This window comes from Haloplanus rubicundus (assembly GCF_003342675.1).
GTDB lineage: Archaea > Halobacteriota > Halobacteria > Halobacteriales > Haloferacaceae > Haloplanus > Haloplanus rubicundus.
The window spans coordinates 1792522-1816906 of record NZ_CP031148.1; the positions used below are offsets into that span (position 1 = coordinate 1792522).

25 protein-coding genes and 1 pseudogene are annotated in these 24385 nt (G+C 68.0%); 15 read left to right on the forward strand and 11 right to left on the reverse strand.

What is annotated here, in order from left to right:
• Nucleotides 1–3: 3 nt before the first annotated feature.
• Nucleotides 4–906: a PLP-dependent cysteine synthase family protein gene (locus DU484_RS10095; RefSeq protein ID WP_114605836.1), complete on the reverse strand. Its 903-nt coding sequence runs from the start codon at nt 904–906 to the stop codon at nt 4–6.
• A gap of 111 nt (nt 907–1017) precedes the next feature.
• Here DU484_RS10095 and DU484_RS19995 point away from each other — a divergent pair, with 111 nt between their 5' ends.
• Nucleotides 1018–1170: a hypothetical protein gene (locus DU484_RS19995; protein ID WP_187347685.1), complete on the forward strand. Its 153-nt coding sequence runs from the start codon at nt 1018–1020 to the stop codon at nt 1168–1170.
• Nucleotides 1167–1555 (forward strand): annotated as a pseudogene (locus tag DU484_RS20760) (type II toxin-antitoxin system VapC family toxin). The gene DU484_RS19995 and the pseudogene DU484_RS20760 overlap by 4 nt, the downstream one beginning before the upstream one ends.
• Before the next feature lie 35 nt (nt 1556–1590).
• On the opposite strand, the gene ligA reads toward DU484_RS20760, so the two are convergent.
• A complete protein-coding gene (ligA, locus tag DU484_RS10105; protein WP_114605837.1) occupies nt 1591–3627 on the reverse strand; it encodes an NAD-dependent DNA ligase LigA in 2037 nt (678 codons plus the stop codon).
• 93 nt (nt 3628–3720) lie between these two features.
• On the opposite strand from ligA, the gene DU484_RS10110 reads away from it, so the two are divergent.
• A complete protein-coding gene (locus DU484_RS10110; protein WP_114585933.1) occupies nt 3721–4104 on the forward strand; it encodes a thioredoxin family protein in 384 nt (127 codons plus the stop codon).
• Between the two features lie 5 nt (nt 4105–4109).
• On the opposite strand, the gene DU484_RS10115 is transcribed toward DU484_RS10110, so the two are convergent.
• On the reverse strand, nt 4110–6278 hold the full coding sequence (locus tag DU484_RS10115; RefSeq protein ID WP_114605838.1) for a thioredoxin domain-containing protein: 2169 nt from the start codon (nt 6276–6278) through the stop codon (nt 4110–4112).
• 97 nt (nt 6279–6375) lie between these two features.
• Here DU484_RS10115 and DU484_RS10120 point away from each other — a divergent pair, with 97 nt between their 5' ends.
• Nucleotides 6376–7455: a sensor histidine kinase gene (locus tag DU484_RS10120; RefSeq protein ID WP_114605839.1), complete on the forward strand. Its 1080-nt coding sequence runs from the start codon at nt 6376–6378 to the stop codon at nt 7453–7455.
• Between the two features lie 75 nt (nt 7456–7530).
• On the forward strand, nt 7531–8373 hold the full coding sequence (locus DU484_RS10125; protein ID WP_114605840.1) for an aldo/keto reductase: 843 nt from the start codon (nt 7531–7533) through the stop codon (nt 8371–8373).
• A gap of 5 nt (nt 8374–8378) precedes the next feature.
• On the opposite strand, the gene DU484_RS10130 is transcribed toward DU484_RS10125, so the two are convergent.
• The 3 genes from DU484_RS10130 to DU484_RS10140 all read right to left on the reverse strand — a co-directional run bounded on the left by DU484_RS10130 (nt 8379) and on the right by DU484_RS10140 (nt 10321).
• Nucleotides 8379–8582 (reverse strand): HVO_0649 family zinc finger protein, encoded by a 204-nt coding sequence (locus tag DU484_RS10130; protein ID WP_114585937.1) that lies wholly within the window; start codon nt 8580–8582, stop codon nt 8379–8381.
• A gap of 38 nt (nt 8583–8620) precedes the next feature.
• On the reverse strand, nt 8621–9982 hold the full coding sequence (locus DU484_RS10135; protein ID WP_114605841.1) for a phosphoribosylamine--glycine ligase: 1362 nt from the start codon (nt 9980–9982) through the stop codon (nt 8621–8623).
• Nucleotides 9983–10078: 96 nt separating this feature from the next.
• Nucleotides 10079–10321: a hypothetical protein gene (locus DU484_RS10140; RefSeq protein ID WP_114585939.1), complete on the reverse strand. Its 243-nt coding sequence runs from the start codon at nt 10319–10321 to the stop codon at nt 10079–10081.
• Nucleotides 10322–10388: 67 nt separating this feature from the next.
• Between DU484_RS10140 and DU484_RS10145 the strand changes: the two genes are divergently transcribed.
• Complete coding sequence (locus tag DU484_RS10145; protein WP_262342768.1) at nt 10389–12005, forward strand: phospholipase D-like domain-containing protein; 1617 nt, start codon at nt 10389–10391, stop codon at nt 12003–12005.
• Between the two features lie 20 nt (nt 12006–12025).
• On the opposite strand, the gene DU484_RS10150 is transcribed toward DU484_RS10145, so the two are convergent.
• Nucleotides 12026–13942, reverse strand: coding sequence for a DHH family phosphoesterase (locus tag DU484_RS10150; protein WP_114585941.1), 1917 nt, complete (start codon nt 13940–13942; stop codon nt 12026–12028).
• Nucleotides 13943–14121: 179 nt separating this feature from the next.
• Between DU484_RS10150 and DU484_RS10155 the strand changes: the two genes are divergently transcribed.
• Nucleotides 14122–14547 (forward strand): adenylyltransferase/cytidyltransferase family protein, encoded by a 426-nt coding sequence (locus tag DU484_RS10155; protein ID WP_114585942.1) that lies wholly within the window; start codon nt 14122–14124, stop codon nt 14545–14547.
• 65 nt (nt 14548–14612) lie between these two features.
• Here the strand turns inward: DU484_RS10155 and coxB are convergent, their stop codons facing one another.
• Nucleotides 14613–15413: a cytochrome c oxidase subunit II gene (gene coxB, locus DU484_RS10160; RefSeq protein ID WP_114585943.1), complete on the reverse strand. Its 801-nt coding sequence runs from the start codon at nt 15411–15413 to the stop codon at nt 14613–14615.
• Nucleotides 15414–15674: 261 nt separating this feature from the next.
• On the opposite strand from coxB, the gene DU484_RS10165 reads away from it, so the two are divergent.
• Genes DU484_RS10165 through DU484_RS10175 form a run of 3 tightly spaced genes read left to right on the forward strand, consistent with a single transcriptional unit; the run spans nt 15675 to nt 18588 of the window.
• Nucleotides 15675–17033, forward strand: coding sequence for a heme o synthase (locus DU484_RS10165; RefSeq protein ID WP_114606766.1), 1359 nt, complete (start codon nt 15675–15677; stop codon nt 17031–17033).
• A 41-nt stretch (nt 17034–17074) separates the two neighbouring features.
• On the forward strand, nt 17075–18229 hold the full coding sequence (locus DU484_RS10170; protein ID WP_114605843.1) for a thiolase domain-containing protein: 1155 nt from the start codon (nt 17075–17077) through the stop codon (nt 18227–18229).
• Nucleotides 18230–18231: 2 nt separating this feature from the next.
• Complete coding sequence (locus tag DU484_RS10175; RefSeq protein WP_114587229.1) at nt 18232–18588, forward strand: OB-fold domain-containing protein; 357 nt, start codon at nt 18232–18234, stop codon at nt 18586–18588.
• 38 nt (nt 18589–18626) lie between these two features.
• Here the strand turns inward: DU484_RS10175 and DU484_RS10180 are convergent, their stop codons facing one another.
• The gene (locus DU484_RS10180) at nt 18627–19286 is read right to left on the reverse strand and encodes a MaoC family dehydratase (protein ID WP_114585945.1); all 660 of its coding nucleotides are present in this window, start codon (nt 19284–19286) and stop codon (nt 18627–18629) included.
• A 152-nt stretch (nt 19287–19438) separates the two neighbouring features.
• Between DU484_RS10180 and DU484_RS10185 the strand changes: the two genes are divergently transcribed.
• From DU484_RS10185 to DU484_RS10205, 5 genes are all read left to right on the forward strand, one after another.
• Nucleotides 19439–19753: an AbrB/MazE/SpoVT family DNA-binding domain-containing protein gene (locus DU484_RS10185; protein WP_114585946.1), complete on the forward strand. Its 315-nt coding sequence runs from the start codon at nt 19439–19441 to the stop codon at nt 19751–19753.
• Nucleotides 19754–19805: 52 nt separating this feature from the next.
• Nucleotides 19806–20228, forward strand: a complete 423-nt coding sequence (locus DU484_RS10190) for a hypothetical protein (RefSeq protein ID WP_114585947.1) — start codon at nt 19806–19808, stop codon at nt 20226–20228.
• Between the two features lie 39 nt (nt 20229–20267).
• On the forward strand, nt 20268–20810 hold the full coding sequence (locus DU484_RS10195; protein ID WP_114585948.1) for a poly(R)-hydroxyalkanoic acid synthase subunit PhaE: 543 nt from the start codon (nt 20268–20270) through the stop codon (nt 20808–20810).
• Nucleotides 20807–22195, forward strand: coding sequence for a class III poly(R)-hydroxyalkanoic acid synthase subunit PhaC (phaC, locus tag DU484_RS10200; RefSeq protein ID WP_114585949.1), 1389 nt, complete (start codon nt 20807–20809; stop codon nt 22193–22195). The genes DU484_RS10195 and phaC overlap by 4 nt, the downstream gene beginning before the upstream one ends.
• A gap of 157 nt (nt 22196–22352) precedes the next feature.
• Nucleotides 22353–22595 carry a helix-turn-helix domain-containing protein gene (locus tag DU484_RS10205; RefSeq protein ID WP_222844828.1) on the forward strand — a complete coding sequence of 81 codons (243 nt, stop codon included), beginning with the start codon at nt 22353–22355 and terminating at the stop codon, nt 22593–22595.
• A gap of 30 nt (nt 22596–22625) precedes the next feature.
• Here DU484_RS10205 and DU484_RS10210 read toward each other — a convergent pair whose 3' ends face one another.
• Nucleotides 22626–23246: a DUF7547 family protein gene (locus DU484_RS10210; protein WP_114605844.1), complete on the reverse strand. Its 621-nt coding sequence runs from the start codon at nt 23244–23246 to the stop codon at nt 22626–22628.
• Nucleotides 23247–23342: 96 nt separating this feature from the next.
• Nucleotides 23343–24296 carry a PGF-CTERM sorting domain-containing protein gene (locus DU484_RS20000; protein WP_187347686.1) on the reverse strand — a complete coding sequence of 318 codons (954 nt, stop codon included), beginning with the start codon at nt 24294–24296 and terminating at the stop codon, nt 23343–23345.
• Nucleotides 24297–24385 lie beyond the last annotated feature (89 nt).

Sequence of the window (24385 nt, forward strand, 5' to 3'; positions counted from 1 at the left end):
CCGCTAGTCGAACAGGCCCGTCGACATGTACCGCTCGCCGCTGTCCCAGAACACCGTCACGACGAGGGGATCGTCCACATCGTCGTCGTTGGCCAGCCGCTCGGCCACTCGCTTCGCGCCGACGCTCGACGCGCCGCTCGACTGCCCCACGAGGATGCCCTCCTCGCGCGCGAGACGCCGGCACTCCGCTTCCGCGGCGTCGAGGGAGACGTTCTCCACCCCGTCGAGCAGGTCGGTGTCCACGTTCTCGGCGATAAATCCCGGCCCCATCCCCTGGAAGTCGTCCGCGCCGGGGTTACCGGTGAGAAACTGGTTGGTGTCGGGCTGGACGCCGACCACCTCGACGTCGGGGAACGCCTCCTTCAGCCGGCGGCCGGTCCCCGAGATGGTGCCGCCGGTGCCGACGCCACAGACCAGCGCGTCGACCGTTCGCTCGCCCACCTGTTCGACGATTTCGGGACCGGTCGTCTCGTAGTGGGACTGTGGGTTCGCGGGGTTCTCGAACTGGTACATCTGGACCATCCCCTCTGCCTCCAACTCGTCCGCCCGCTCCCGTGCGGCCGTCATCTCGCCGTCGACGAGTTCCACCTCGGCGCCGTAGGCTTCCATGATCTGCCGGCGCTCCGGCGACTTCGACGACGGCATCACGACCGTCACGTCGTACCCCTTCGCGGCGCCGACGACGGCCAACCCGATGCCCGTGTTGCCACTCGTCGGCTCGACGATGGCGTCGCCGGGTTCGAGTTCGCCCGCCGCCTCCGCCGCCTCGACCATCGCCTTCGCCGGGCGGTCCTTCGCGGAGCCGCCGGGGTTCTTCGACTCGATTTTGGCCGCGACGGTCGTCCCCGGCGGGGAGTCGATCCGGACCAGCGGCGAGCCGATGGCGTCGAGGATGCTGTCGTGCATGGACGCCCGGTTCGGGGGCGGCGCGTAAATCGGTGATGGAACTGAGGGACTCTGAACCGACCGTTCGACGCCACCAGCAACCTTTTGCGTCAAGCCGCACAATCGACGGCTATGAGCCTCACTACCGACGATTTCGAGGACTTTCTCGATACCGATCCGACGGACGACGACGCCGTCCCGCTCGGTGACGCGCTCGCGGAGTTGTCGGTCGACGTCGAGGTCGATTCCGTCGAGGCGGTACGAGACGTCCGCGAGCGATTATGAAGCTACTTCTCGATACCAACATCCTCGTCGCAGCGGTTACGCGCGATACTGATCGGTCGGACGATGCGGTCGGACTGCTCAACGACGCCGAGGATACGTACGTCTCCGTGCTGAGTCTGATGGAGCTTCGAAGCGTGTTGACGAAAAAGAAGGGCTTCGAACGCGACGAATCGATAGAATCGAGAACCGGATCTCGTCCCGAACGACGCTCACGTTCCCCGACGCATCGGACGTGATGGCCGCCAATCGACTTCAGTCGGAAACCCTTCTCTACCCGATGGATGCCCTCGTTCTCGCGGCCGCCGAAGCCGTCGACGCGACGCTCGTCTCGTTCGACGGCGAACTGGTCGAACACGGGGCCGTCCGTCCCGCCGACGTGAACTGACCCCTGCGACCGTCGCGCGGACCACTCGGTCTCCGCTACAGCCGCGACAGAATCCGCGCCTCGAACGCCTCGGGGTCGAGCGTCTCCACGCCCTCCTCGTCGGCCTGCTCCCGCTTTCGTGTCCCCGGATTCTCCCCGACGACGAGGTAGTCCGTCTCGCCACTGACCGACGACGTGACCGACGCACCGTGCGTTTCGAGCAGATCGGTCAGCTCCGACCGGGTGTACCCCGGCACGCTCCCGGTGAAGACGACGGTCAGCCCATCGAGTTCGTCGCCGCGCTCCCGACGCTCGGGCGAGACGCCCGCCGCCAGCAGTCGCTCGACCGTCTCGACGTTCTCCGCCTCGTCGAAGTAGGCGGCGACCGACTCGGCCACCTCCGGGCCCACGTCCTCGACCGACCGCAGGTCCTCGGCGCTCGCGTCGATCAGATCGTCGAGCGAGAACGCGGCGGCGAGCGCCCGCGCCCGCTCCGTCCCGACGTGGCGGATGCCGAGGGCGTAGACGAAGGTGCCGAGGTCCACCGTCTTGCTCGCCTCCAGTTCCGCGAGCAGGTTGTCCGCGGACCGCTCGCCCCACCCGTCGAGCGCCGCGAGTTCGTCGCGGTCCAGATCGTAGAGGTCCGCCAGCGACTCGACCAGGCCCTCCTCGACCAGTTGATCCGCCGCCTCCGCGCCGACGCCCTCGACGTCCATGGCGTCGCGCGAACAGAAGTGCTGGAGCGACCGTCGTAGCTGGGCGGGACACGACGCGTTCGTACAGTAGTGGTGTTCGCCCTCCTGTACCACGTGACCGTCACAGACGGGACAGGTCTCGGGCATCGCGAAGTCGCCATCGCCACCCTCGACCACCTCGACCACTTCGGGGATCACGTCGCCTGCGCGTTCCAGCCGGACGGTCGCCCCGTTCTGAACACCCAGATCCCGAATCTGGGCGGCGTTGTGGAGGGTCGCGCGACTGATCGTGACGCCCTGTACGTCGACGGGGTCGAGCAGGGCGACCGGCGTCAGCTTCCCCGTCCGTCCCACCTGCACGACGATTCGCTCGACGGTCGTCTCGCCGGTCCGGGCGGGGAACTTGTAGGCGAAGGCCCAGCGCGGGTGGCGCGCGGTCGACCCCAACTCCTCGCGGGCGTCGAAGTCCACGACTTTGGCGACGATGCCGTCGATTTCGTACTCCAACTCGTCGCGCGCGTCCGCGAGTCGGTCGCGGTAGTCGATCACTACGTCCACGTCGTCGACGACGGTCGTCTCGTCGTTGACCCGGAAGCCGAGCTCACGCAGGAGGGCGAACGCCTCGGTCTGCGTGTCGAGGGTGGCCGACGTGTCGATCACGTCGTAGAAGAAAACGTCGAGAGGGCGGTCGGCGACCGTCTCGGGGTCGAGGAGACGGACCGTCCCCGCCGCGGCGTTGCGCGGGTTGGCGAACGGGTCGTCGCCGCGTTCGATCCGACGCTCGTTCAGTTCCTGAAACCCCGAGCGGGGCATGTACACCTCGCCCCGGACGGCGAGAAAGTCCGGCGCGCCGTCGGGAAGGTGGAGGGGGACGCTCCCGATGGTGCGGACGTTCGCCGACACGTCCTCGCCCTCGCGGCCGTCGCCGCGAGTGACGGCGCGGTCGAAGCCGCCGTCCTCGTAGACGACTTCGACCGAGAAGCCGTCGAATTTGGGTTCGGCGGAGTAGCGCACGTCCGCCACCCGGTCGCGGATGCGGCGGTCGAACGCCCGGATCTCGTCGGCGTCGCCCGAGGACTGCAGGCTCAACAGGGGGGCGACGTGTTCGACCGTCTCCAGTTCGTCGAGCGGTTCGCCACCAACCCGCCGGGTCGGCGAGTTCTCGTCGTGGCAGTCGAACGCGTCCTCCAGTGCCTCCAGTCGCTCGAACAGCGTGTCGTAGGTGCGGTCGGCGACGATGGGATCGTTCGCGACGTAGTATCGGTAGTCGTGATACTCGATGGCCTCGCGCAGGCGACGAACCTGCTCGCGGGCGTCGCCCTCGCTCAGTTCCTCGACCGGCGCGAACGACGTGTCGGGGTCTCGAACGTACGGGTTGTCGGCGGGTTCCTCGACCATCTCGTTGGTGGAGGGGTGAACGCCGAACAGGAATAGGTAGCGGCTCCGATACGGAGCGCGAGAATTAAATCCGCGGGCGTGGTACGACTCCGCATGACGCTGGAGTCCATGGAGCCGGGTGACTGGAACGGCGACGACGACGTACTCGCGGCCCTCGGCCGCGACGGCCTGACCTACCTCGTCTGGGGTGCCGACTGGTGTGGCGACTGCCGCGAGCAGTTGCCCGCCTTCGCCGCCGCCCTCGACGCAGCGGGCGTCCCCGCCGACCGAATCGAGCAGTTCCCCGTCGACGACGACAAGCAGGGCGAGGGCGTCGACGCCTACGGTATCGAGTTCATCCCGACCGTCGTCGTCGAACGGGACGGCGAGGAGATTGCCCGGTTCGTCGAGGAAGAACCCGAGGGTATCGCCGCGTATCTCTCGGACCGCATCGCGGCCGCCGACGCCGACGAGGCGCCGGCCAACGCCGACGACTAGTCCCTTTATCGATCCGCGAGCCAGTCGAGCGCCGCGTTCAGATCGGTCCGCGCCGGCGAGCAGGTGAAGTCGCGGCAGGCGTACGCCGTGGGTTCGCCCCCCTCCGCCTCCCGGTTCGCCCAGATGGGCGGCACCTCGTCGATACCGAGCGCGTCGAGCCACGGCTCCAGGTCGGCGTCGGAAGCCGGCCGCGGCGCGATCACGCCCGTCGGAAGCGGACGGGACGCGAGCGTCTCCCGCCACGACGCGGGCACCTCGTCGGCCGCGAGCGTCAGTTCCACCGGGCCGCGGGTGTGGGCGTCCGCCGCGAGGACGAGCGACGCGTGTTCGAGCGGGCTCGCCCGGATGCGGTCGGCGTGCGTGGCGAGCAGGCGGTCGGTCATCTCGCCGAACCCCTCGTCGGGGACGAAGAGGTCGAGTTCGTCGAGCAGCGCCGCGACGACGCCGAGACTCGACGGTGTCGACTGGTCGTTCAGCTCCTGCGGTCGGGTCACCAGCCCCTCACCGCTCGCCGGCGTGTAGTAGCACGTCCCCGCCTCCTCGTCCCAGAACTCCTCGCGGACGACGCGCACGAGGTCGACTGCGAAGGCGAGGTGTTCCACCTCGCCGGTCACCTGATAGCAGTCGAACGCGCCGCGCGCCAGGAAGGCGTAGTCGTCGAGGTAGCCGTCGACCTGCACGTCGCCGGACTTGTACCGCCGCGAGAGCCGCTCCGATTCCTCGTCCCAGAGGTGATCGCGGACGAACGCGAGCGCGTCGGTCGCCGTCTCGACGAGCGCCGGATCGAGCGTCTGCGCGCCGGTCGCGATACCCGAGATGGCGAGGCCGTTCCACCCCGCGAGCACCTTCTCGTCGCGGGCGGGCCGCGGACGGTCGGCCCGGGCGTCGAACGCGCGGGTCCGGGCCTCGATCAGGGTGCGTTCGACCGTCTCGGCGTCGAGGTCGTACTCCGTGGCCAGATCCTCGTAGCTCGCGGAGACGGTGAGCACCGTCGTCCTGCCCTCGAAGTTGCCGCCGTCGGTGACGCCGTAGCGGTCGCAGAACAGGTCGGCCGCCGTCTCGGCGTCGACGCCGTCGATATCGGCCGCCCCCATCGCCGCCCGCACCTCGTCGGGCGTCCAGACGTAGTAGGCGCCCTCCTCGTCCGTGGGCTCGTCGCCCTCGCCGAGGCGGCTGTCGGGCGTGGCGCTCTGGGCGTCGAGCGTGCTGTAGAAGCCGCCGTCGGGATGCTGGAGTTCGCGTTCGAGGAAGGCGACCGTCTCGGACGCGACGCGGGCGTATCGGTCGTTACCGGTCGCCGCCGCGGCCTCGAAGTAGACCCGCGGTAGCTCCGCGTTGTCGTAGAGCATCTTCTCGAAGTGGGGCACCGTCCACTCGCGGTCGGTGGCGTAGCGGTGGAAGCCGCCGCCCACGTGGTCGTAGAGGCCGCCAGCCGCCATGGCGTCGAGGGCCTCCCCGGCCACCTCGCCCGCCGCCTCGTCGTCGTCGAGGATCGACGCCCGGAGCAACAGATCCAGGCGGCGGGGCTGGGGGAACTTCGGGCCACCGGAGCCGAAGCCGCCGTGGGTGCGGTCGGCGCTCCGGACCGCCGCCGCCGTCGCCGTCCCCAACACGTCGGATTCGGGCGGGTCGCCAGGGTTCTCCGGCGTCGACTCGAGTTCGTCGGTGATCGCCGCCGTCCACTGGTCGGCGCGGTTCTCGATCTCCCCGCGATCGGTCTCCCAGGAGTTCGAGATATCCTTCAATAGCTGGAGAAAACCCGGACGCCCCCGCTGGGGGTCGCGCGGGAAGTACGTCCCCACGTAGAAGGGCTTCCCCTCGGGAGTGAGAAAGACCGAGAGCGGCCACCCGCCGCCGCCGGAGACGAGCTGACAGATGGTCTGGTAGACGCTGTCCACGTCCGGGCGCTCCTCGCGGTCCACCTTGATCGGGACGAACCGCTCGTTGAGGACGGTCGCCACTTCCGCGTCCTGGAAGCTCTCCGACTCCATCACGTGACACCAGTGACAGGCGGCGTAGCCGACGGAGAGGAAGATGGGGACGTCGTGTTCGCGGGCGGCGGAGAGCGCCTCGTCGTCCCACGGCTGCCAGTTGACCGGGTTGTCCGCGTGCTGTTCCAGATACGGGCTGGCCTCCTCGTCGAGGCGGTTTCGATCCGTCGGCGTCGGGGGCATGGTCACGGTTCGGCGTCCAGACGGGTAAAGCCACAGAACCGCGCTCGCGTCCGTCGGCTGTGCCAACCGTTTTATATATGCTCGCCGAGCGTGGGATATGGACGTCTCGGCGTGGGAACGGCGACTCGTCGGTCGTGCTCCCACGCTGCTCGCTATCCTCGGTGTCGCCGCCGCCGCCGTTTCGCTCGCCCACTTCCTCTACGACATCGAGACGCTCGGACTGGGTCCCTTGCCCGTCCTCTCGCTCGGCCTCTGTCTCTCGCTGTCGGTCGGCCTCTTCGCGCTGAGCCGCTGGCTCGCGGTCAGCGACCTCTCGGTCGCCGGAACGTGGACCGTCGTCAGGTGGTCGCTCGGCGGGATGGTCGGATTCGGTGCCCTGACGGCCCTGACGATCGGCATCCGTCTCGCCGAGGGACGAACCGTCGGCGGGGCGTCGCTCGGTCTCCTCGTGATGGCGACGGGCGGTGGGATCGGCGGCGGCGTCGCCGGCGTCTACTACGCCCGGGCGAACCACGCGGCCCGCGAGGCCGACCGCCGCCGCGACGCCCTCGTCTTTCTGAACAGCCACCTCCGGCACAACGTCCTGAACGCGGCGCAGGTCATCCAGGGGTACACGACGCTGCTCGGCGAACGCGACGACGAACCGGACGAGTATCTCGAACCAATCGAACGCCGCAGCGACACCATCGCGTCGCTCATCGAGGACATGAGGGAACTCGCCGACCTCTTCTCCGGCGAGCGCACCCCGGTGCCGACGGACATCTCGACGCTGCTCCTTCGCGAAGTCGAGACCGCGCGCGCGAACCACGAGGCGGCGACGTTCGAGGTGGACGTCCCCCCCGAACTGTACGTGATGGCGACCGGTGCCGTCTCGGCCGTCTTCGCCAACCTCCTGCAGAACGCCGTCGAACACCACGACGGGACGGCGCCGACCGTCACCGTCTCGGCCGAGCGAACCCCACGGACGGTGTTGGTTCACGTCGCCGACGACGGTCCCGGGATTCGGGACGACGTGAAAGAAAACCTCTTCGACTCGGCCATCGAGTCCGGTGAGGGCCGGGGTATCGCCCTCGTGAAGACGCTGATGAACCACTACGGCGGGAACGTGTCCGTCTCCGACAACGACCCCCGCGGGACGGAAGTCGTCGTCGAGTTCCGGCGGCCGCCGCCCCAGTGACGCGGCGGTCGAGTTCCGGCGGCCGCCGCCCCAGTGACGCGGCGGATATAACCCCGCGGCCGATCAACGTCGCCCATGCGCTCCCTCGACGACATCGGCGATACGTTCGACATCGGCGGCGACCTGACCGTCAACCGCCTCGGCTTCGGTGCCATGCGAATCACCGGCCCGAACATCCTCGGCGACCCCGACGATCCGGCCGAGGCGAACCGCGTCCTCGCCCGCGCCCTCGAACTCGGCGTCGACTTCGTCGATACCGCCGACGCCTACGGGCCCGGCACCAGCGAACGCCTCCTCGCCGAGGCGGGCGTCCCCGACGACGCCGTCGTCGCCACGAAGGGCGGCCTCCTGCGCGCGCCGAACGGCGACTGGCTCCGCCACGGCGACCCCGACTACCTCCGGAACGCCGCGCTCTGTAGCCTCGACCGACTCGGCGTCGACGCCATCGACCTGTATCAGTATCACGCCCCCGACCCCGACGTGCCCATCGAGGAGTCCATGCGGGTGCTCGCCGATCTGCAGGACCGCGGCCTCGTCCGCCACGTCGGCGTCAGCAACGTCTCCGTCGAGCAACTCGAACGCGCCCGCGACGTGGTGTCCGTCGCGACGGTCCAAAACGAGTACAACGTCGCCGACCGCACCCACGACGACGTCCTCGACGTCTGCGAGGACGAGGGCATCGGTTTCGTTCCGTACTTCCCGCTCGGCGGCGGTGACCTCGGCGGGAAGGCGGCGGTCCTCGACGACGTGGCGGTAGCCCACGACGCCACGCGCCGGCAAGTGGCGCTCGCGTGGCTCCTCGAACGGTCGCCGGTCGTCCTCCCCATCCCCGGCACGTCGACTGTCGACCACCTCGAAGCCAACGTCGCCGCCGCCGACATCGACCTCACCGACGACGAGATGGCGCGGCTCTCGTAGGCGTCTCAGCGCAGCCGGAACGTGTGCTCGCGGCTCGCGCCACAGGACGGGCAGACGTGCCGGTAGACGACCCGCCGGCCGTCGGTTCGGCTCGTCCAGTTGGCGTCGTGGTCGACGTAGCCACACGCCGGGCACTTCTTCTCGGTCGTCTCGTACCGCCGTCGGAGACGGTCGAGCGCCGTGCTCCCTCCCATGCTATTCGTTGCCATCTCTCACACTTCGAGTGGGAAGCTGATAAATCCCCGTGTCAGGGTCCCAGATACCCCCACGCGAGCAACCGATCCCCGTCGCCCTCGATCCATCGCTCCCCGATGTCGTCGCGGTAGTAGCAGTTCGGGACGACGATGTCGTCCACGCGCCCGTAGGCCTGCGCTCGTGCGTGTTGCATCGTCTCGCCCGTGCCGGTGACGACGAGCGGCATGCCGCTCTCGCCGGCGACGCGCCACTGTCCGTCGACCAGTTTCGTGTCTTCCAGATGGACACCGTCGGGGGCGACCCCCGGCGAGGTCACGCTCGCTCCGCTCGCGTGACCCCCGTCGCGGCTCTCGGTCTGAAAGACGACTGCGGCGTTTCGGGAGTTCTCGTCGTAGGTCTTCTCGTCGTCGAACGGGAACGGTGGGAGGACGACGCGAACACCGATCTGGTAGCCGTCGTGAACCGCTAATTCGGGGTCGTTCCCGTGGGCGAGGTCGTAGAAGAACTGCCCGGTCGGCGACTCGAACGATTCCTCCTGCAGCGCGATGGTCGGGTAGCCAAAGCGCGGCGTGAACTCAAGCGGGTAGATGCCGGACTCGTTGACGATGCAGTTGATGTCGATGCTCCCGACGTAGCCCTCTTCGGCGAGCCAGCCTTCGAGCTTCCCGAACGTCTCCTCGAACAGCCTGTTCCGCCCGCCCCAGAACATCGACGTCCCCATCTCGCCCGTCGACGGGCCGATGTTGCCGGGGAACAACTTCTTGTGCTCGAAGTTGAAGTTGATCTGATCGACGAACCGTTCCCCGTCGAAGAACCCGCAGATGGCGATCTCCACGCCCTCGACCTTCCGCTGGAGCTGGAAGCCCTTCATCCGGTGGCCCCACGCTTTCTTGTAGGCTCTCAGCACGTCGACGACGTCGCTGCCGTCGTCCTCGTTGCCGACGTAGAGGAGTCGCTTCACGTTCTGGACCTCCCCGAGCGGCTTGATCACGTACGGTGCGGGGTTCTCCTGGACGTGCTGGATGCCGGCGTCGAAGTCCTCGAAGACGTGGTGCTCGATAGTGTCGACGCCGTGCGCTTCGAGCATCTCCATCGCGTAGCCACGATCCTCTTCGAGCCGGTCGGTGTTCGGGGTGCCGCCGACGACGGCCTTTCCTTCCTCGCGGAGTTCCTTGGCCAGGGCGCCGGTACCGACGTCCGCCCCGACCCAGATGTCGTCGAAGACGATCACGTCCGCCCACTCTACCTCGGCGCGCCAGTCGTCGGTCTTGGGTACGAAGCCGTCGGCTATCTCCCGATCCGATTCGGCCTCGATGTAGTATTTCACCTCGTGACCTTCGCGACGGATCTGCCACGCGAGGTCGCCGATCAGCGCGGCATCCATCGAGACGAAGAGGAATCGTCGGGTGTCCATGCCGCACGGACGCACGACAGCAGTAAAGTTTCGTCGCCCCGGGCCGTCCGGGCGTGTCCCCGGCCGCTCGACTCACTCCGGTCGAACGCTCGGCGCTCACCCCAGAAACGTCGCGACGAACAGGAGTGCGAACCCGAGCGAGAGACAGAGCCCGCCGACGCGGCCGATCCAGGTGTGTTCGCGGACGTCCGCCCGGTTGGTGTCGATGCGATAGTCCTGGAACTCCGGGTTGTACTCGACGTAGTTCGGCATCTGGAAGAACTCGACGAACACCAGCGCGCCGCCGAGGGCGCCCAGCGCCGATCCGAGCAACCGGAGTGCGTTCGCCACCGCGACCATGCTCCTACGGTGACTGAGAAGGACAAAAATCCTCCCGTTTATGAGCGATGCCGCGGCCACCCGCCCCGTGTTCCGAGGCAACCGGTACGCCGCCGCCGTCGTCGCCACCGTCCTCCTGTCGGTCGCGATGCCGGCAGGCGTGACTGCCGCCGACGGCGACGCCGGCGCCGAGGCGACCATCGTCGCCGCCGTTCCCAACCCCACCACCGACGGCGACGCCGGCGAGTACGTCGTCGTTCGCGTTCCGGCCGGGTCGACCGCCAACTGGACGCTCGGCGACGGGGAACGCGTCGTCTCCCTCCCTGCCGACCGCCCTGCGTCCCACATCGCCGTCACCGACGATCCGAACGCGACCCGGCGGCTGACCGACGCGCCCGTCGTTTCCGTCTCTCACCTCTCGCTGTCGAACGCCGGCGAGCGGCTTCGCCTCCGACGCGACGGCGCCGTCGTCGCCCGCCTCGACTACGAAGACGCCCCGGAGAGCGAGCGAATCGTCCGAACCGACGGCGGGACCGCGTGGCGACCCGTCGGCTACCGCCCGCGCGACGTGCATCGGTACGGTCCCGCGACCGTCACCGGGTTCGTCCTCCCCGACGCGCCGTCGGTCCCCGTCGAGACGCTTCGGGGCGCGCGCCGTCGGATCTTCCTCGCCGGCTACACGTTCACGAGCGAACGGGTCGCGGACGCCCTGATCGCCGCCGAGCGCCGCGGCGTCGCGGTTCGCGTCCTCGTCGACGCCGATCCGGTCGGCGGACGGACGGCCCGGGGCGCGCGGGCGCTCGACCGACTCGCCGCCGCCGGCGTCGACGTCCGGGTCCTCGGCGGCCCCCGCGCGCGGTTCGACTACCACCACCCGAAGTACGCCGTCGTCGACGACCGGGCGGTCGTGTTGACGGAAAACTGGAAGCCCGCGGGCGTCGGTGGGAAGAGTAGCCGCGGTTGGGGCGTCGTCGTCGACGCCCGCCCCGTCGCCGCCGACCTCGCCGCCCTGTTCCGCGTCGACGCCGGGGGAGGCGACGCGATGCCGTGGCGCCGGTACCGGCGCGGGCGGACGTTCGATTCCGGGGCCCCCGCCGAGGGTTCCTATCCGTCACGGTTCGAGCCGACGACCGAAACGGCCGCCGAGGTGCGGGTCCTCACCGCGCCGGGTAACGCCGAGTCGGCGCTGGCCGGGGTCGTCGACGGTGCCGACGAGCGTGTCGACGTGATCCAGCCGTCCATCGGCCGGCGTGACGGCCCGCTCCTGCGCGCGACGATCCGTGCCGCCGAACGGGGCGTCGAGGTTCGCGTGCTCGTCTCGGGGGCGTGGTACGTCGCGGAGGAAAACGCCGCCCTCGTGGAGTGGCTGAACGGCGTCGCAACGCGGCGCGACCTGCCGCTCACCGCCCGCGTCGCCGAGCCGGCGGGTCGGTACGAGAAGATTCACGCGAAAGGCGTCGTCGCCGACGGGGTCGTCGTCGTCGGGAGCCTCAACTGGAACGACAACGCCGTCTCGGAGAACCGCGAGGTGGTACTCGCGATTCGAAGCGAGGCGCTGGCGACGTACTTCCGTGAGGTGTTCGCGGCGGACTGGCAGGGCGGCCGGGGCGTCGACCGGGCGACGTGGGTAGTCGTCGGGGGCGCGCTCGCGGCGCTGGTGCTCGCCCTCGTGGTCGCCCGAAAGACGGTTCGGTTCGGTGGGTGAACGGCGGCGATCGACCCCGATCAGTCGTCGCCGTGATCCAGCGCCGTCGCGCTCGATAGCGCTTCGTCCAGTTCCGCGTCGGCCATCTTCTCGACGAGCGCGTCGATCACTTCGCTTCGCATGCCCTTCACGAACTTGATCGAGCCGACTACGAGGTGGCCGCCGCCGGAGACGCCGCCGCCGACGACTTCCTCGTCGAGTTCCGCGACCATCTCGGGGATGTCGAGGCGGACGCCGTCGGAGCGGAGCACGGCGAAGTCGGGGCCGTAGCCGATGGTGATGACGGGGTCGCCCGTCTCCTCGACCTTCCGGTCGTGGAGGTTGCCGGTCGTCTTGCCGGGGGCGGGGTAGGTGAAGCGGTGTGCGAAGTCGTCGAGGTCGACCCGGTAGAGGTGGGCGTCGTTGTCGAGTCGCTCGTGTTCGACGTGGGGGTCGAGCGCGGCGAGCTGGCGGTCGATGTCGCGCTCCGCGCGGTCCGCGAGGAAGTCGACCAGTTCGTCGTGGCGGTGCTCGTCGTCGCAGTCGACGTTGAGCACGTCGCTCACGAGCGTCTTGCCCTCGCTGTAGCGGAGCCAGTGGGCGGCGTAGTCGAGCGCCTCGCCGATGCGGACGAGGTCCTCGCGGCCGTACCCCTCGGCGTCCGCCAGGTCGACGAAGTCACTCATCGCCTCGGCCTTCGAGCGGTCGGCGAGTCCCGCCACGGCGGGGACGTGTCGGAGTTCGTCGGTCATCTCGGGGTCGATCATCCGTGCGAGTTCGACACACATCATGCCCGTCGTGATGCGGTAGTCCTCGTCGACGAGGTAGGGATTGACGTGCGCGTCGAGCAGGTGATCCACCGCGTCGGGGTCGGGGTGGTGGTGGTCGACGACGACGATGGGCACGTCGTAGTGCGCGAGGTTCTCGTAGGCGGGCACGTCCTCCTCGGTGCTCCCGTTGTCGAGCATGAGCAGGAGCGGGAGTTTCTGCCCGTGGCGCTCTCGCCCTTCGAGCGCGAAGTTGAGGTCACGGGTCACGTCCTCCATCTCGTAGTACGGCGCCTTGCTCGGCAGGCGCTTGATGAGGTGGCGGGGCGCGTCGTCGTCGTCGTGCACGGCTCGAATGAAGCGTTCGAGCGCCACCTGCACGGGGAGGGAGGCACACATGCCGTCGCCGTCGGCGTGGTGACGGACGCGGATCGGGCGCCCCTCGAGGACCGTGCGGCGGAGTTGCTTGGCCACGGCGTGGAGGTCGGATCGCAGTTTCTCGAAGGCGTCCCACTCGACCAGCGGGTCGACGTCGTGGGGTTCGGCGCGCTCGTCGAGCCCCGCGTCGACGCGTTCCCGCACTTCCTCGGCCGTCTCGTCGGTCAGACGCGTGAGCGACTCCACTTCGATCTGTGGGCTCCCCTCGTGTTCCTCCACCGTGCCCGCGATGCGGACGGCGTCGTCGAGTTCCACCTCGGGGTAGGCGCGTACGCCCGCGTCCTCGAACGCGGTACAGGCGACGATACCGGTGGCGTCGCGACACCGGAAGACCGTCGGCCCGGCGGTCTGTTTGATCTGACTGACCGTCGCCTCGACGGTGACCGTCTCGCCGGTTTCGAGGGCGTCGATGGACGTCACCGTCGGCTGGTGGTCGACCGCGACCGTCCGGTAGTCGTCGAGGTCCGCTTCGACGAAGGCGACGTCGCCGTTCTCACGCACCTCGTCGAGGCGAACGAGCAGTCGGTCGCCGACGTCGTAGTTGCCGATCAGGTTCGACTCGTGGACGAGGCCGGAGACGTCGTCCGAGACGTCGACGAAGACGCCGTAGGCGACGACGCCGTTGACGACGGCGTGGTAGTGGTCGCCGACGTCGATGTCGTCGGCCGTGCAGTCGGGCGCGAGATCGTAGACGATGGGACGAGAATTCTCGCCCGCGTCGGTGCCGGAATCCCCGGCAGTCCCTGCGGTCATACTTTTGTGTGATAGGTGACCGAAGTTAAGCCTTGCAGAATCCGTCGCCCGAGTCGGGGAGGGTCCCGGCCGCTTCGGCGCACATCCGGAACCCTTAGAAGGAGACGCCCCCGACTCGAATACATGCGGTCGGAACCCCCCGCCGGCGCCGTCGACCACCCGAGTCGGGAGGACGACGCATGACGACGGTCGTCGCCCAGGGAACGTTCGACATTCTCCACCCCGGCCACGTCCACTACCTCTCCGACGCAGCGTCGATGGGTGACCGCCTCCACGTCATCGTCGCCCGCAGCGAGAACGTCACGCACAAACCCGAACCCATCCTCTCGGGGCGACAGCGCCGGGCGATGGTCGACGCCCTCGCCGTCGTCGACGAGGCCCACCTCGGCCACCCCGAGGACATCTTCGTCCCCATCGAACGCATCGACCCCGACGTCATCGCTCTGGGCTACGACCAACACCACGACGAGGAGGGTCTCCAGCGGGCGCTCCGCGACCGTGGCATCGACTGCGAGATTCGGCGAGCGACGCCGCTCGAGGCCGCCGAGGACGTACTCCCTTCGACGGGGCGGATCATCGATCGGATCGTCGACCGCCGGTGCTGAACGTGAACGAACGCGTCGCTCGCGGACGGTAGCGGGCTGGAAAACTGTCGGGACGACGTTCAGGTTCAGGCGCGAATCGGTGCTTGCGACAGCGACTCGTCGTGGGCGCGGACCACGTCCTCGTCGGCTTCGAGGTCACCGGACGACCCGTCGCTCTGCTGTTCCTCGAGGAACTGCTGGTACTCGTCCTGCGAGACGACCTGAATCTCGAAGTACATCTGCGAGTGGGCGACGCCACAGAACTCGGCGCAGTAGCCCTGATACGTCCCCTCTTCGAGGGCGACGGTCTTGATGACGTTCGACTGGCCGGGCATGGCGTCCTGTTTCAGGCCGAGTTCGGGTACGTGGAACGCGTGTAACACGTCACTCGACGTGACGTTGAAGTAGACGTCTTCTCCGGCTGGTATCACCACCGTCGGGGCCGTACTCGCTATCTGCACGTCCTCCTGTGGGTAGCTCGCTTGCCAGCCCCACTGGAACGCGTCCATGTGGACGACCACGTCGTCACCTTCGGGGGCGATCTCCTGTTCGTCCTGTTCGAAGGAGATGTTCTCGTTCGCGAGCACGCCGTAGGAGGCGACGCCGACGAACAGGAGGACGATGGCCGTCGCCACCGTCCACGTGATTTCGAGTCGGCGGTTCTCCTTGGTCGGCTTGGCTTCGTCGGCGTCCTTGAACCGGTACACCGTGTAGATCAGAATGCCTTCGACGAGGAGGGTGATCGGGACGGCGACGAGCAACAGTTTCTCGTTCAGACCATAAATCAGCTCTGCGGACTCTGATGGCTGGGCGACCACGGGGTCGGCGGCGAGGGAGAGAGCCACCGCCGAGAGCAGCGACGCCAGCACGAGGCGCGACCGTTTCATACTCTATGGGCCGTTAGAATCTCCTCCGTAAATAGCTACTGATAGGGAGCATCGCGCGCCCCGGCGGCGTCCCGCGAGCACGGCGTCGAGCCTCGATCACCGGCGCCGGCGCCTCGTCCGGTGGCGGTGATACGGGGGTGTCGCCGTCGGACCGTGGGAAAAAGCGGGGCGCATAAATACGCGGCTTTCCAATCGCCGCGTAGTGATCGACTCGTGCGAGACGTGACCGACCGCTTCCCGGGCCTCCTCGCGGCGAGCGCCATGGGCGTCTACCTGCTCTTGCTCGTCGGGACGACGATTGCCGTGACCGACGCGGTCGAGACGTGCGCCGCGTGGCCGGCCTGTGGCGACGGCCTGACGCTCCCGACGACCGCCGCGGGCGCCCTCGTCGTCGGCCACCGCCTCGCCGCCGTCGTCGTCGGCCTCCTCGTCCTCGCCGCCGGCATCGCCGCGTGGCGGACCGACTCGCGCCGCCGCGTCCGTGCCGCCCTCGGTATCTCGCTCGTCTGTTACCCCGTGCAGGCCGCCCTCGGCGCCGTCGTCGCCACCACCGGCGCGGCCGGGCTCCTCCCCGCCGCCCACTTGGTCGTGGGCATGGTCATCTTCGGCGGCCTCGTCGCCGCCCTCGCGTGGACGCTCGAAGCCGAGACGGGCGACCCGTCGGACGGCCCCGTCACGGACCCCGACACGCTCTCGCCGCCCGAGGCGCCCGTCGAACCCGCCGAGCGGCCGTCCCTGCCCGACGACCCCGTCGCTCGGGTCCGTACCGTCGCCGGGGCGTATTTCCGGCTCACGAAGCCACGGCTGATGTGGCTGCTCTGTCTCGTCGCCTCCGCGGGGATGGGGCTGGCCGCGGGGACCGGACTCTCGGCGCGGACGGTGGTGCTCACGCTCCTCGGCGGCGTCCTCTCCATCGGCGCGAGCGGCACGTTCAACCACGTCCTCGAACGCGACGTGGACCGCCGGATGTCGCGGACGAGTGACCGCCCGCTCGCGACGGACGTGGTGTCGGTGCGCAACGCCCTCGCCTTCGGCGCCCTGTTGACCGTGGGGTCGCTCGTGGCCTTCGCCGCCGTCAACTGGCTGGTCGCCGTCCTCGGCCTCGTCGCCATCGTCTTCTACAGCGTGATCTACACGCTCGTGTTGAAGCCGAACACGGTCCAGAACACGGTTCTCGGCGGCGCCGCGGGCGCGCTCCCGGCGCTGATCGGCTGGGCGGCGGTGACGGGCGAGGTGGGTCTCGGGGGCCTCGTGCTCGCGGCGGTCATCTTCCTCTGGACGCCCGCGCACTTCTACAACCTCGCGCTCGCGTACAAGGACGACTACGCCCGGGGCGGCTTCCCGATGATGCCCGTCGTGCGCGGCGAGACGGAGACCCGGAAGCACATCCTCTGGTGGCTCGGCGCGACGTTCGTCGGCGCGGGCGTGCTGGCGACCTGGAGCGCGCTCGGCTGGCTCTACGTGGCCACGGCCGTCGTCCTCGGGGCGGCGTTCCTGTGGGCCGTCGTCCGCCTGCACGTGGACCGGACCGAATCCGCCGCGTTCCGGGCGTTCCACGCCTCGAACGCCTACCTCGGCGCGCTCCTCCTCGCGGTGGTCGTCGACACCTTGGTGATCTGAAAAAGGGTAAACGGTAAGCCGGTGGCTTACGCGGGGGGCGTATGGAGAACGTAGCGATCATCGGCGCGTCGATGACCCAGTTTGGCCAGCGGGACGGGTGGGTGCTGGACCTGCTCTCCGAAGCCGGAACGGCCTGTCTGGACGACGCGGGAGTGTCGCCGGACGCGATCGATCACCTCTACGTCTCGAACATGGCGAGCGGCGAGTTCGAGGGGCAGACGGGGATCATGAACGCCATCGCCCACGACCTCGCGGCGATGCCGGCGTACACCGCCCGCATCGACCAGACGAGTTCGAGCGGCGGTGCGGGCGTCAAACACGCCTGGCAGTCGGTCGCCTCCGGCGCCAGCGACATGACGCTGCTCGTGGGCGCGGAGAAGATGACCCACCGGACGACCCCGGAGGCGACGGACGTCATCGCCTCCATCACCCACCCCGTCGAGTACAAACACGGCGTGACGCTCCCGAGCTTCGCGGGGCTGACGGCGCGGCTGTATCTCGACACGTACGACGCGCCCCGGGAGAGCCTGGGGAAGGTGGCGGTGAAGAACCACAAACACGGGGTTCACAACCCACACGCCCAGTTCCAGAAGGAGGTCGACCTCGACACCGTCCTCGAGTCGCCCATCGTGGCCGACCCGCTTCGCCTGTACGACTTCTGCCCGATCACGGACGGGAGCGCGGCGCTCATGTTCTGTCCGGAGTCGGTCGCGAAGGAGTACACCGACGACTACGTCCTCGTCCCCGGCGTCGGCGGCGCGACGGACACCCACGTCGTCCACGAACGTGCGGACCCGACGACGATGCGCGGCGTCGTCGAGTCGAGCCGCATCGCCTACGACATGGCTGATATGGGCCCCGACGATATCGACGTGGCCGAACTCCACGACATGTTTACCATCCTCGAGTTCCTCCAGAGCGAGGACCTCGGCTTCTTCGAGAAGGGCGACGGCTGGAAGGCAATCGAGGAGGGGCGCACCGAGATGGGCGGCGACATGCCGATCAACCCCTCGGGCGGCCTGAAGTCGAAGGGCCACCCGCTGGGCGCCAGCGGCGTCGCACAGGTGTACGAAATCTACGAACAGCTGATGGGCGAGGCCGGCAAGCGACAGGTCGGCGACGCCGACACCGGTCTGGCGTGTAACGTCGGCGGCTTCGGCAACTGTGTCATCACTACCCTCATGGAGGCCAACTAATGATGGAAGCGTACCGCTACCCCGACGGCAGTATCACGTACCCCGGCCATCCGATCGGGCCGGGTGGAGAGGAACCGGTCGACACGGTCGACCTCAGCGAGTACACCGCCGAGGTGATCACGTGGACGACGAGTACGGCGGCGCCGCCGGGCGTCCGCGAACCGAACACGCTCGCCATCGTCGAGTTCGACGTCGACGGCGAACCGGTTCGCGCCATCGGCGGCGTGACGACGGGCGACGAGGTGGAGATCGGCGACGAGGTGCGCCCGGTGTACGTTGAGGAACTCCGGGAGCCGGGTGCGGGCATCCGCGAACCCGACAGCCAGGAGTGGGACGGCTACCGGTTCGAACCGGTCTGACGCCGGCGTTCCGGAACGCTGGGGTCGTCGAGAAGTAGCTACGCGTCGACTTCGTCGAGGGCGTCCTCGGGCACCTCGTCGATGAGGACGATGGCTTCGCCGTCGATCACCGTCTCGCCGTCCTCGTCTTCGACGACGGTCGTCAGCCGGTAGCGGCCGTCGCCGAGGTCCTCGACGACCTCACAGATGGCGGTGACCGTCTCGCCGATGTCGACGGGGCCGAGGAACTGGAGGTCCTGAGAGAGATAGATCGTCAGCCCGGGCAGGCGCGCGAGCGCGGCGCTGATGACGCCCGAGACGAGCGTTCCGTGGACGATCTGTCGGCCGAAGCGGGTCTGCTCGGCGAAGTCGGAATCGAGGTGCAGGCGGTTCGTGTCGCCGCTGGCGTCCGCGAACACCTGAATCTCCTCCTCGGTGAGACGCTTCGAGAATCGGATCCGGTCGCCGACGCCGACCACCCCGTCGCCCTCGTCGGAGTGTTCGAACGTCCACTCCGCCTTGGAGTAGGTGAGTTCGGGAGACGAGGCGGGCTGACGTTCGTCCTCGCCGTTCTCGCCGTCGGCGAACGTCGGGAACATCGCCCGGTTCGCCGCCATCATGCTGTTGTAGAAGTGCTCGACGCTGTTCGAGAAGTGTTTCTGCGACTGAAGCCACGTATCCGTGACTTCACTCATCGACGTGGTGGTTCGTTCCGGCATTGTTGATTGGGATGTGTTAGGGGTGGTCACTTAAAGACTGGTCGCTTTCGTCGCCGGGTACTCCCCGACGAGACCATCTGATGTCTTTGAGTGGTATAGGATGGTAACAAAAGTAAAGCTTATGCCTCTGGCCCCCATCTGTAGGGGTAAGGATGACGCAAGACGAGGACGGTGGCGCGCCGACGTGGCCGGGAATGCCCTTTGCCCAGCAGTTTCAGGACGCGAGCGAAGACGCCGTCGAACAGCAAATGAAGCTGTTCAAGCAGTTCATGTCGGCGGGCGCCGGGAGCGGATTCGACGGGTTCTCGCAGCTCGGCGCGATGAGTATGGGCACGGCCATGTTCAAGACCCGCGTGCAGAGCGGGGGTCGCATCAGCATTCCCGATGCCGAGCGCGAGACGCTCGACATCGAGGACGGCGACATCGTCCAGACAATCGTCATCCCCGTCAAACGAAATTCGGAGTAATACAATGAGTGCTTCCAACCCCTTCAGTTCGGCTTTCGAGATGCAGCGTACCATGATCGACCAGAGTCGCCGCGCGATGGAGACGGGCATCGACGCCCAGCGCGCCGCCGTGGAAACCTGGTTCGGCTCCTTCGAGTCGGCCAAGTCCGTCCAGAAGAGCGGCGTCACGCTCTCGAAGACGGCAATCGAGGCCTACCTCGACGGCCTGAAGTCCGTCTTCCCCGAGGAGTCCGTCGCGGAGCTCGAAGCCGCCGTCGACGAGCAGTTCGAGGCCGCCGACGAGATTCACGAGGACGCGTGGCAGTCCTTCCTCGAGGGCCTCGACGAGGCCGAGGCGACCTACGACGAGATGACGGAGATGCAGCTCGAACTGCTCGCCGAGAGCTTCGACGCCTTCGAGCAGCTGCAGTCCGACGCCGCGGAGACGACCGAAGAGGTCGTCGCGTCCGCCGAGGAACTGGCGGAGTCCGCCTAACCGGAGCGTTTTCACCCCCGATCCCCTTATTTGCATACGATGACCAACGAAGCCAGCGGTACGTTCGACGGACAGATGGACGCGTTCCTGGAACGCATGACAGAGACGTATATGAACGCCCTCGACCGGAACCTCGACGCCCAGTCGGCCTTCCTCGAGTCCTGGATGGATTCGATGGAGGACAACCTCTCCGAGGAGCGCATCCAGGAGGGGTACGAGGGGTCGATGCGCGCCTACGAGGCGTGGATGGACGCGGCCGAAACCTCCTTCGAGCGCATGGGCAGCGCCTTCCAAGGCGAGGACGTCGAGCCCGAGGAGTTCCGTGACATCTGGCTCTCCTCGGCCAACGAGGCGTTCAAGGAGATGATGACCACCACCGCGTTCGCGGCGGCGACCGGCCAGACCGTCGAGGAGGCGATGAACATGCGTCAGAACATCGACGAAGCCTCCGAGGAGACGCTCCACGCGCTCAACTTCGCCACCGTCGGCGACGTGCGCGAGGTGGGCGAACGGCTCGTCGAACTCGAACGCCGGCAACACTCGATCGAGCAGAAGCTCGATCAGGTGCTCGAACAGCTATGAATCCCTTTACCTTCCCGCTGGACGCCCAGCGTGACCTCTGGGAACGCGCGGCCGACGACGCGGAGTCCGTCGGCGCCATCCCCGAAGGATTGGAGACGATGGCCGACGTGGAAGTGGGGGCGACGCCGAGCGAGGTGGTCTACGAGGAGAACAAGCTCGAACTCCACCACTACGAACCGCTGGTGCCGGCGGAGGAGCGCCACGATGTGCCCATCCTGTTCGTCTACGCGCTCATCAACCGGCCGTACATCCTCGACCTCCAGTCGGATCGGAGCGTCATTCGCCGGATGCTCGAAGCCGGCTTCGACGTGTACATGATCGACTGGGGCGAGCCCTCGGACCTCGATACCGCCCTCTCGCTGCACGACTACGTCAACCGCTACATCGACAACTGCGTCGACGTGGTGCGCGAGCGTTCCGGTCAGGACTCGATCAACCTCATGGGCTACTGCATGGGCGGGACGATGAGCGTCATGTACGCCGCGCTCCATCCAGAGAAGATCCGCAATCTGGGTCTGATGGCGGCCGGCCTCTGTTTCGACGGCACCGGCGGCATCCTGGAGATGTGGGGCGACGAGGACTTCTTCAGTCCCGGCGCCATCACCGAGACGTTCGGCAACGTCCCCGCCGAGTTCCTCGACGTGGGCTTCGCCCTGATGGACCCCGTCCACAACTACGTCACGAAGTACGGCAACCTCTACGACAACATCGACGACGAGGACTTCGTGGAGAACTTCGCCCGGATGGAGAAGTGGCTCAACGACCCCATCGACGTGGCCGGGGTCGCCTACCGGGAGTTCCTCGAGGATGTCTACCAGGAGAACAAGCTCTACCGGAACGAACTCGAACTGAACGGCGAGCGGGTCGATCTGGACAACATCACGATGCCCGTGATCCAGGTGATCGGCGAGTACGACCATCTCATCCCGCCGGAGGCGAGCCGGCCGTTCAACGACGTCGTCGGCAGCGACGACACCGAACTCAAGGAGTTCTCGACGGGTCACATCGGTCTCTCGGTGTCGAGTTCCAGCCACGAACACCTCTGGCCCGCCGTGGCTGAGTGGTTCGCCGAGCGGTCCGTCGTCGACGACGAGGACGAGTCCGTCGAGGTGCCCATCGAGGAGACGAGCGACGATGCGGACGGCGATACCGTCGATGCCGCCGTCGTCGAGGACGTCGAGACGACAGAAGCCGACATCCCCGGGACCGATCTACAGGAACTCGACGGCATCGGCCCCGCGTACGCGTCGCGCCTCGACGAGGCCGGCATCGGCTCCGTGGAAGAACTCGCGGACGCGGAACCGGCCATCGTCGCGGCCGACACCGACATCGACGAGGGCCGCATCCGACGGTGGATCGACGCCGCGAACGAACGCGCGTCGTAACGCGACGTCTGCTATCTCTTCGTGAGTCGTGCCACCACATCCCACATTTACAAACGTGAACTATACCTTGTAATATTGTCTCATATAAGGAGTTTTCAGAATATGATGCATATGTTGGAAGGGTTTATTACTTAGTAAGTGAACATTTCAGTTGAACATGAGCACGACACAGATGATCTCGCGCGCCGCCGACCGATTCGACCTGCCCGACGACCTCACTGCCGCCGACTCGAAGCTCGTCTACCTGTTCGTCGCCGTCTCCGACGGTGCGACGGTCGACGACCTGCAGACCGCGCTGGACATCAAGAAGATTTCGCTGTTCCCGGTTCTCGACACGCTCTCCGAGCGCGGCCTGATCGAGCGCGTCGAGGACGAGTACGTCGCCGCCCAGGCGTCGTAATCCGACTGTTCCTCTCCTCTCTATCGCGGCTTACTTCACCGAGTCGTCCGTGCCGTCTCCGGACTCCTCGGTCACTTCCCGCTTGATCGATTCCAGTTCCGCGTCCACGTCGACGGCGTCGTCCCCTTCCTCCTCGACGTCGATGGCGACGCCCCGTCCGGACGGCGCCCGCTCTCGGTCCGCGCCCCGCTCCCGACGCCGGTCGTCCCCCACCTCGTCGAGGCGCTCGTCTATCTCCGCGGTCAACGCCCGTGCGTCGGTCAGGACCGATCTGGCCGCCGAGTCCTCGGGCAGGTCCGCACCCGTCAGCGCGTCGCGCAGGTCGGCCAGGGCGTCGCGAAGCGCCGCCGTCTCGGGGCCGCGGCGTGACTCCAGCCGATCACGGAGTTCGCCGGCGTTCGACGCCGGTCCGGCGAGGCGAAGCACCGCCCGCAGGAGCTCCAGCGACTGCACCGTCGCTTCGAGCAGTGCGATGACCGTCGGAAGGGTGTACTCCTCGGTGAACCGGAGAATCTCGCCGGGCGTCGGCGGGCGCCGACGGGGCGGTCGGCCACCCCGAACGTCCTCGTCGACCGCCGCCCGCAGCTCGGTCAGCGTTCGTTCGAGGTCGGCCAGCAGGACCGCCAGTTCCTCGTCGTCTCGGCTCGACATGCGTGGCGGTTAGGGCCGGACGCAGATATATGCCCCCGTCCACCGTCTCGGCCGACTCCGGATGCGGGCGGCCGGTCGTCGACGGCGTGAGCGACGTCAGTCGCGCCTGCGACCCGCCACCGCCACGGCCAACAGCGCCAGCACGGCGACGACGGGGCCGAACCCGGCGCCGCCGCCCTCGGTCGGGGTGGGGGTGGAGGTCGCCGTCGCCGTCGGCGTTTCGGTGGGCGTGACCGTCGGCGCGGGTGTCGGCGTGGGTGTTGCCGTCGGCGCGGGTGTCGGCGTGGGTGTCGGGGTCGGGGTCGGGGTCGCGGTCGGCGTGGGTGTTGCCGTCGGGGTCGCGGTGGGGGTGGCCGTCGGGGTCGCCGTCGCCGTCGCCGTCGGCTCCGCGGCCGCCCCTGCGACCGTCACCGTCGTGGACGCGCGCCCGTCCTCGATGTCGCTCCCTTCGACGCTGATCCGGTACGTGCCGGGATCGGGATTCCGGGTGTCCACCGTGACGCTGTCGCCGCTCTCGGTGATCCGGGCGTTCCCCGCCAGGTCGATCCCGTCGGGACTCTCGACGGTCACGTCCAGCCGGTCGGCCTCCTCGAAGTTGTACTCGGCCGTGATCGTCACCTCCTCGAAGTCGTTCGCGTCGAGGGTGTCGCCCGCGACGTCGACGCCGCGTTCGTTGCGCACTTCGAACTCCGTGATTCGCGGCCTGACGACGCGCAGTTCGGGGTCGTCGTCCGCGTCGCTCTCGGCGTCGTACGACCCGGGGTCGACCCCGCCGAAATTCGCGTTCTCCGGGGCGACGGTGAACACGCCGTCGCCGCCGGTGGCGACGAACGTCGTCCGGTCCGTGCCGATGGTCCCGCCGCCGGTGAGTTCTACGTCCGAGATGTCGAGCGTCTCGCTGACGTAGACGCGGACGGGCGGGCTGGTGTCCGCCGGCTGCTCGCGCGGTTCGTCGACTGCGACGCCCGCGCCCGTCACGGCGGCGACGACGCCGACGATCACGAGCACCGTCGCGACGGTTCGGAGCGTGGAGGGTCGATCGAAGGGCATGTGATCGGCGTTCGCGTGCCGTCGATATGTCGCTTTCCGTCGCGGAGACCGTCTTGCCCCGAATGGAAACGCTCTTTTGACAGTCACAC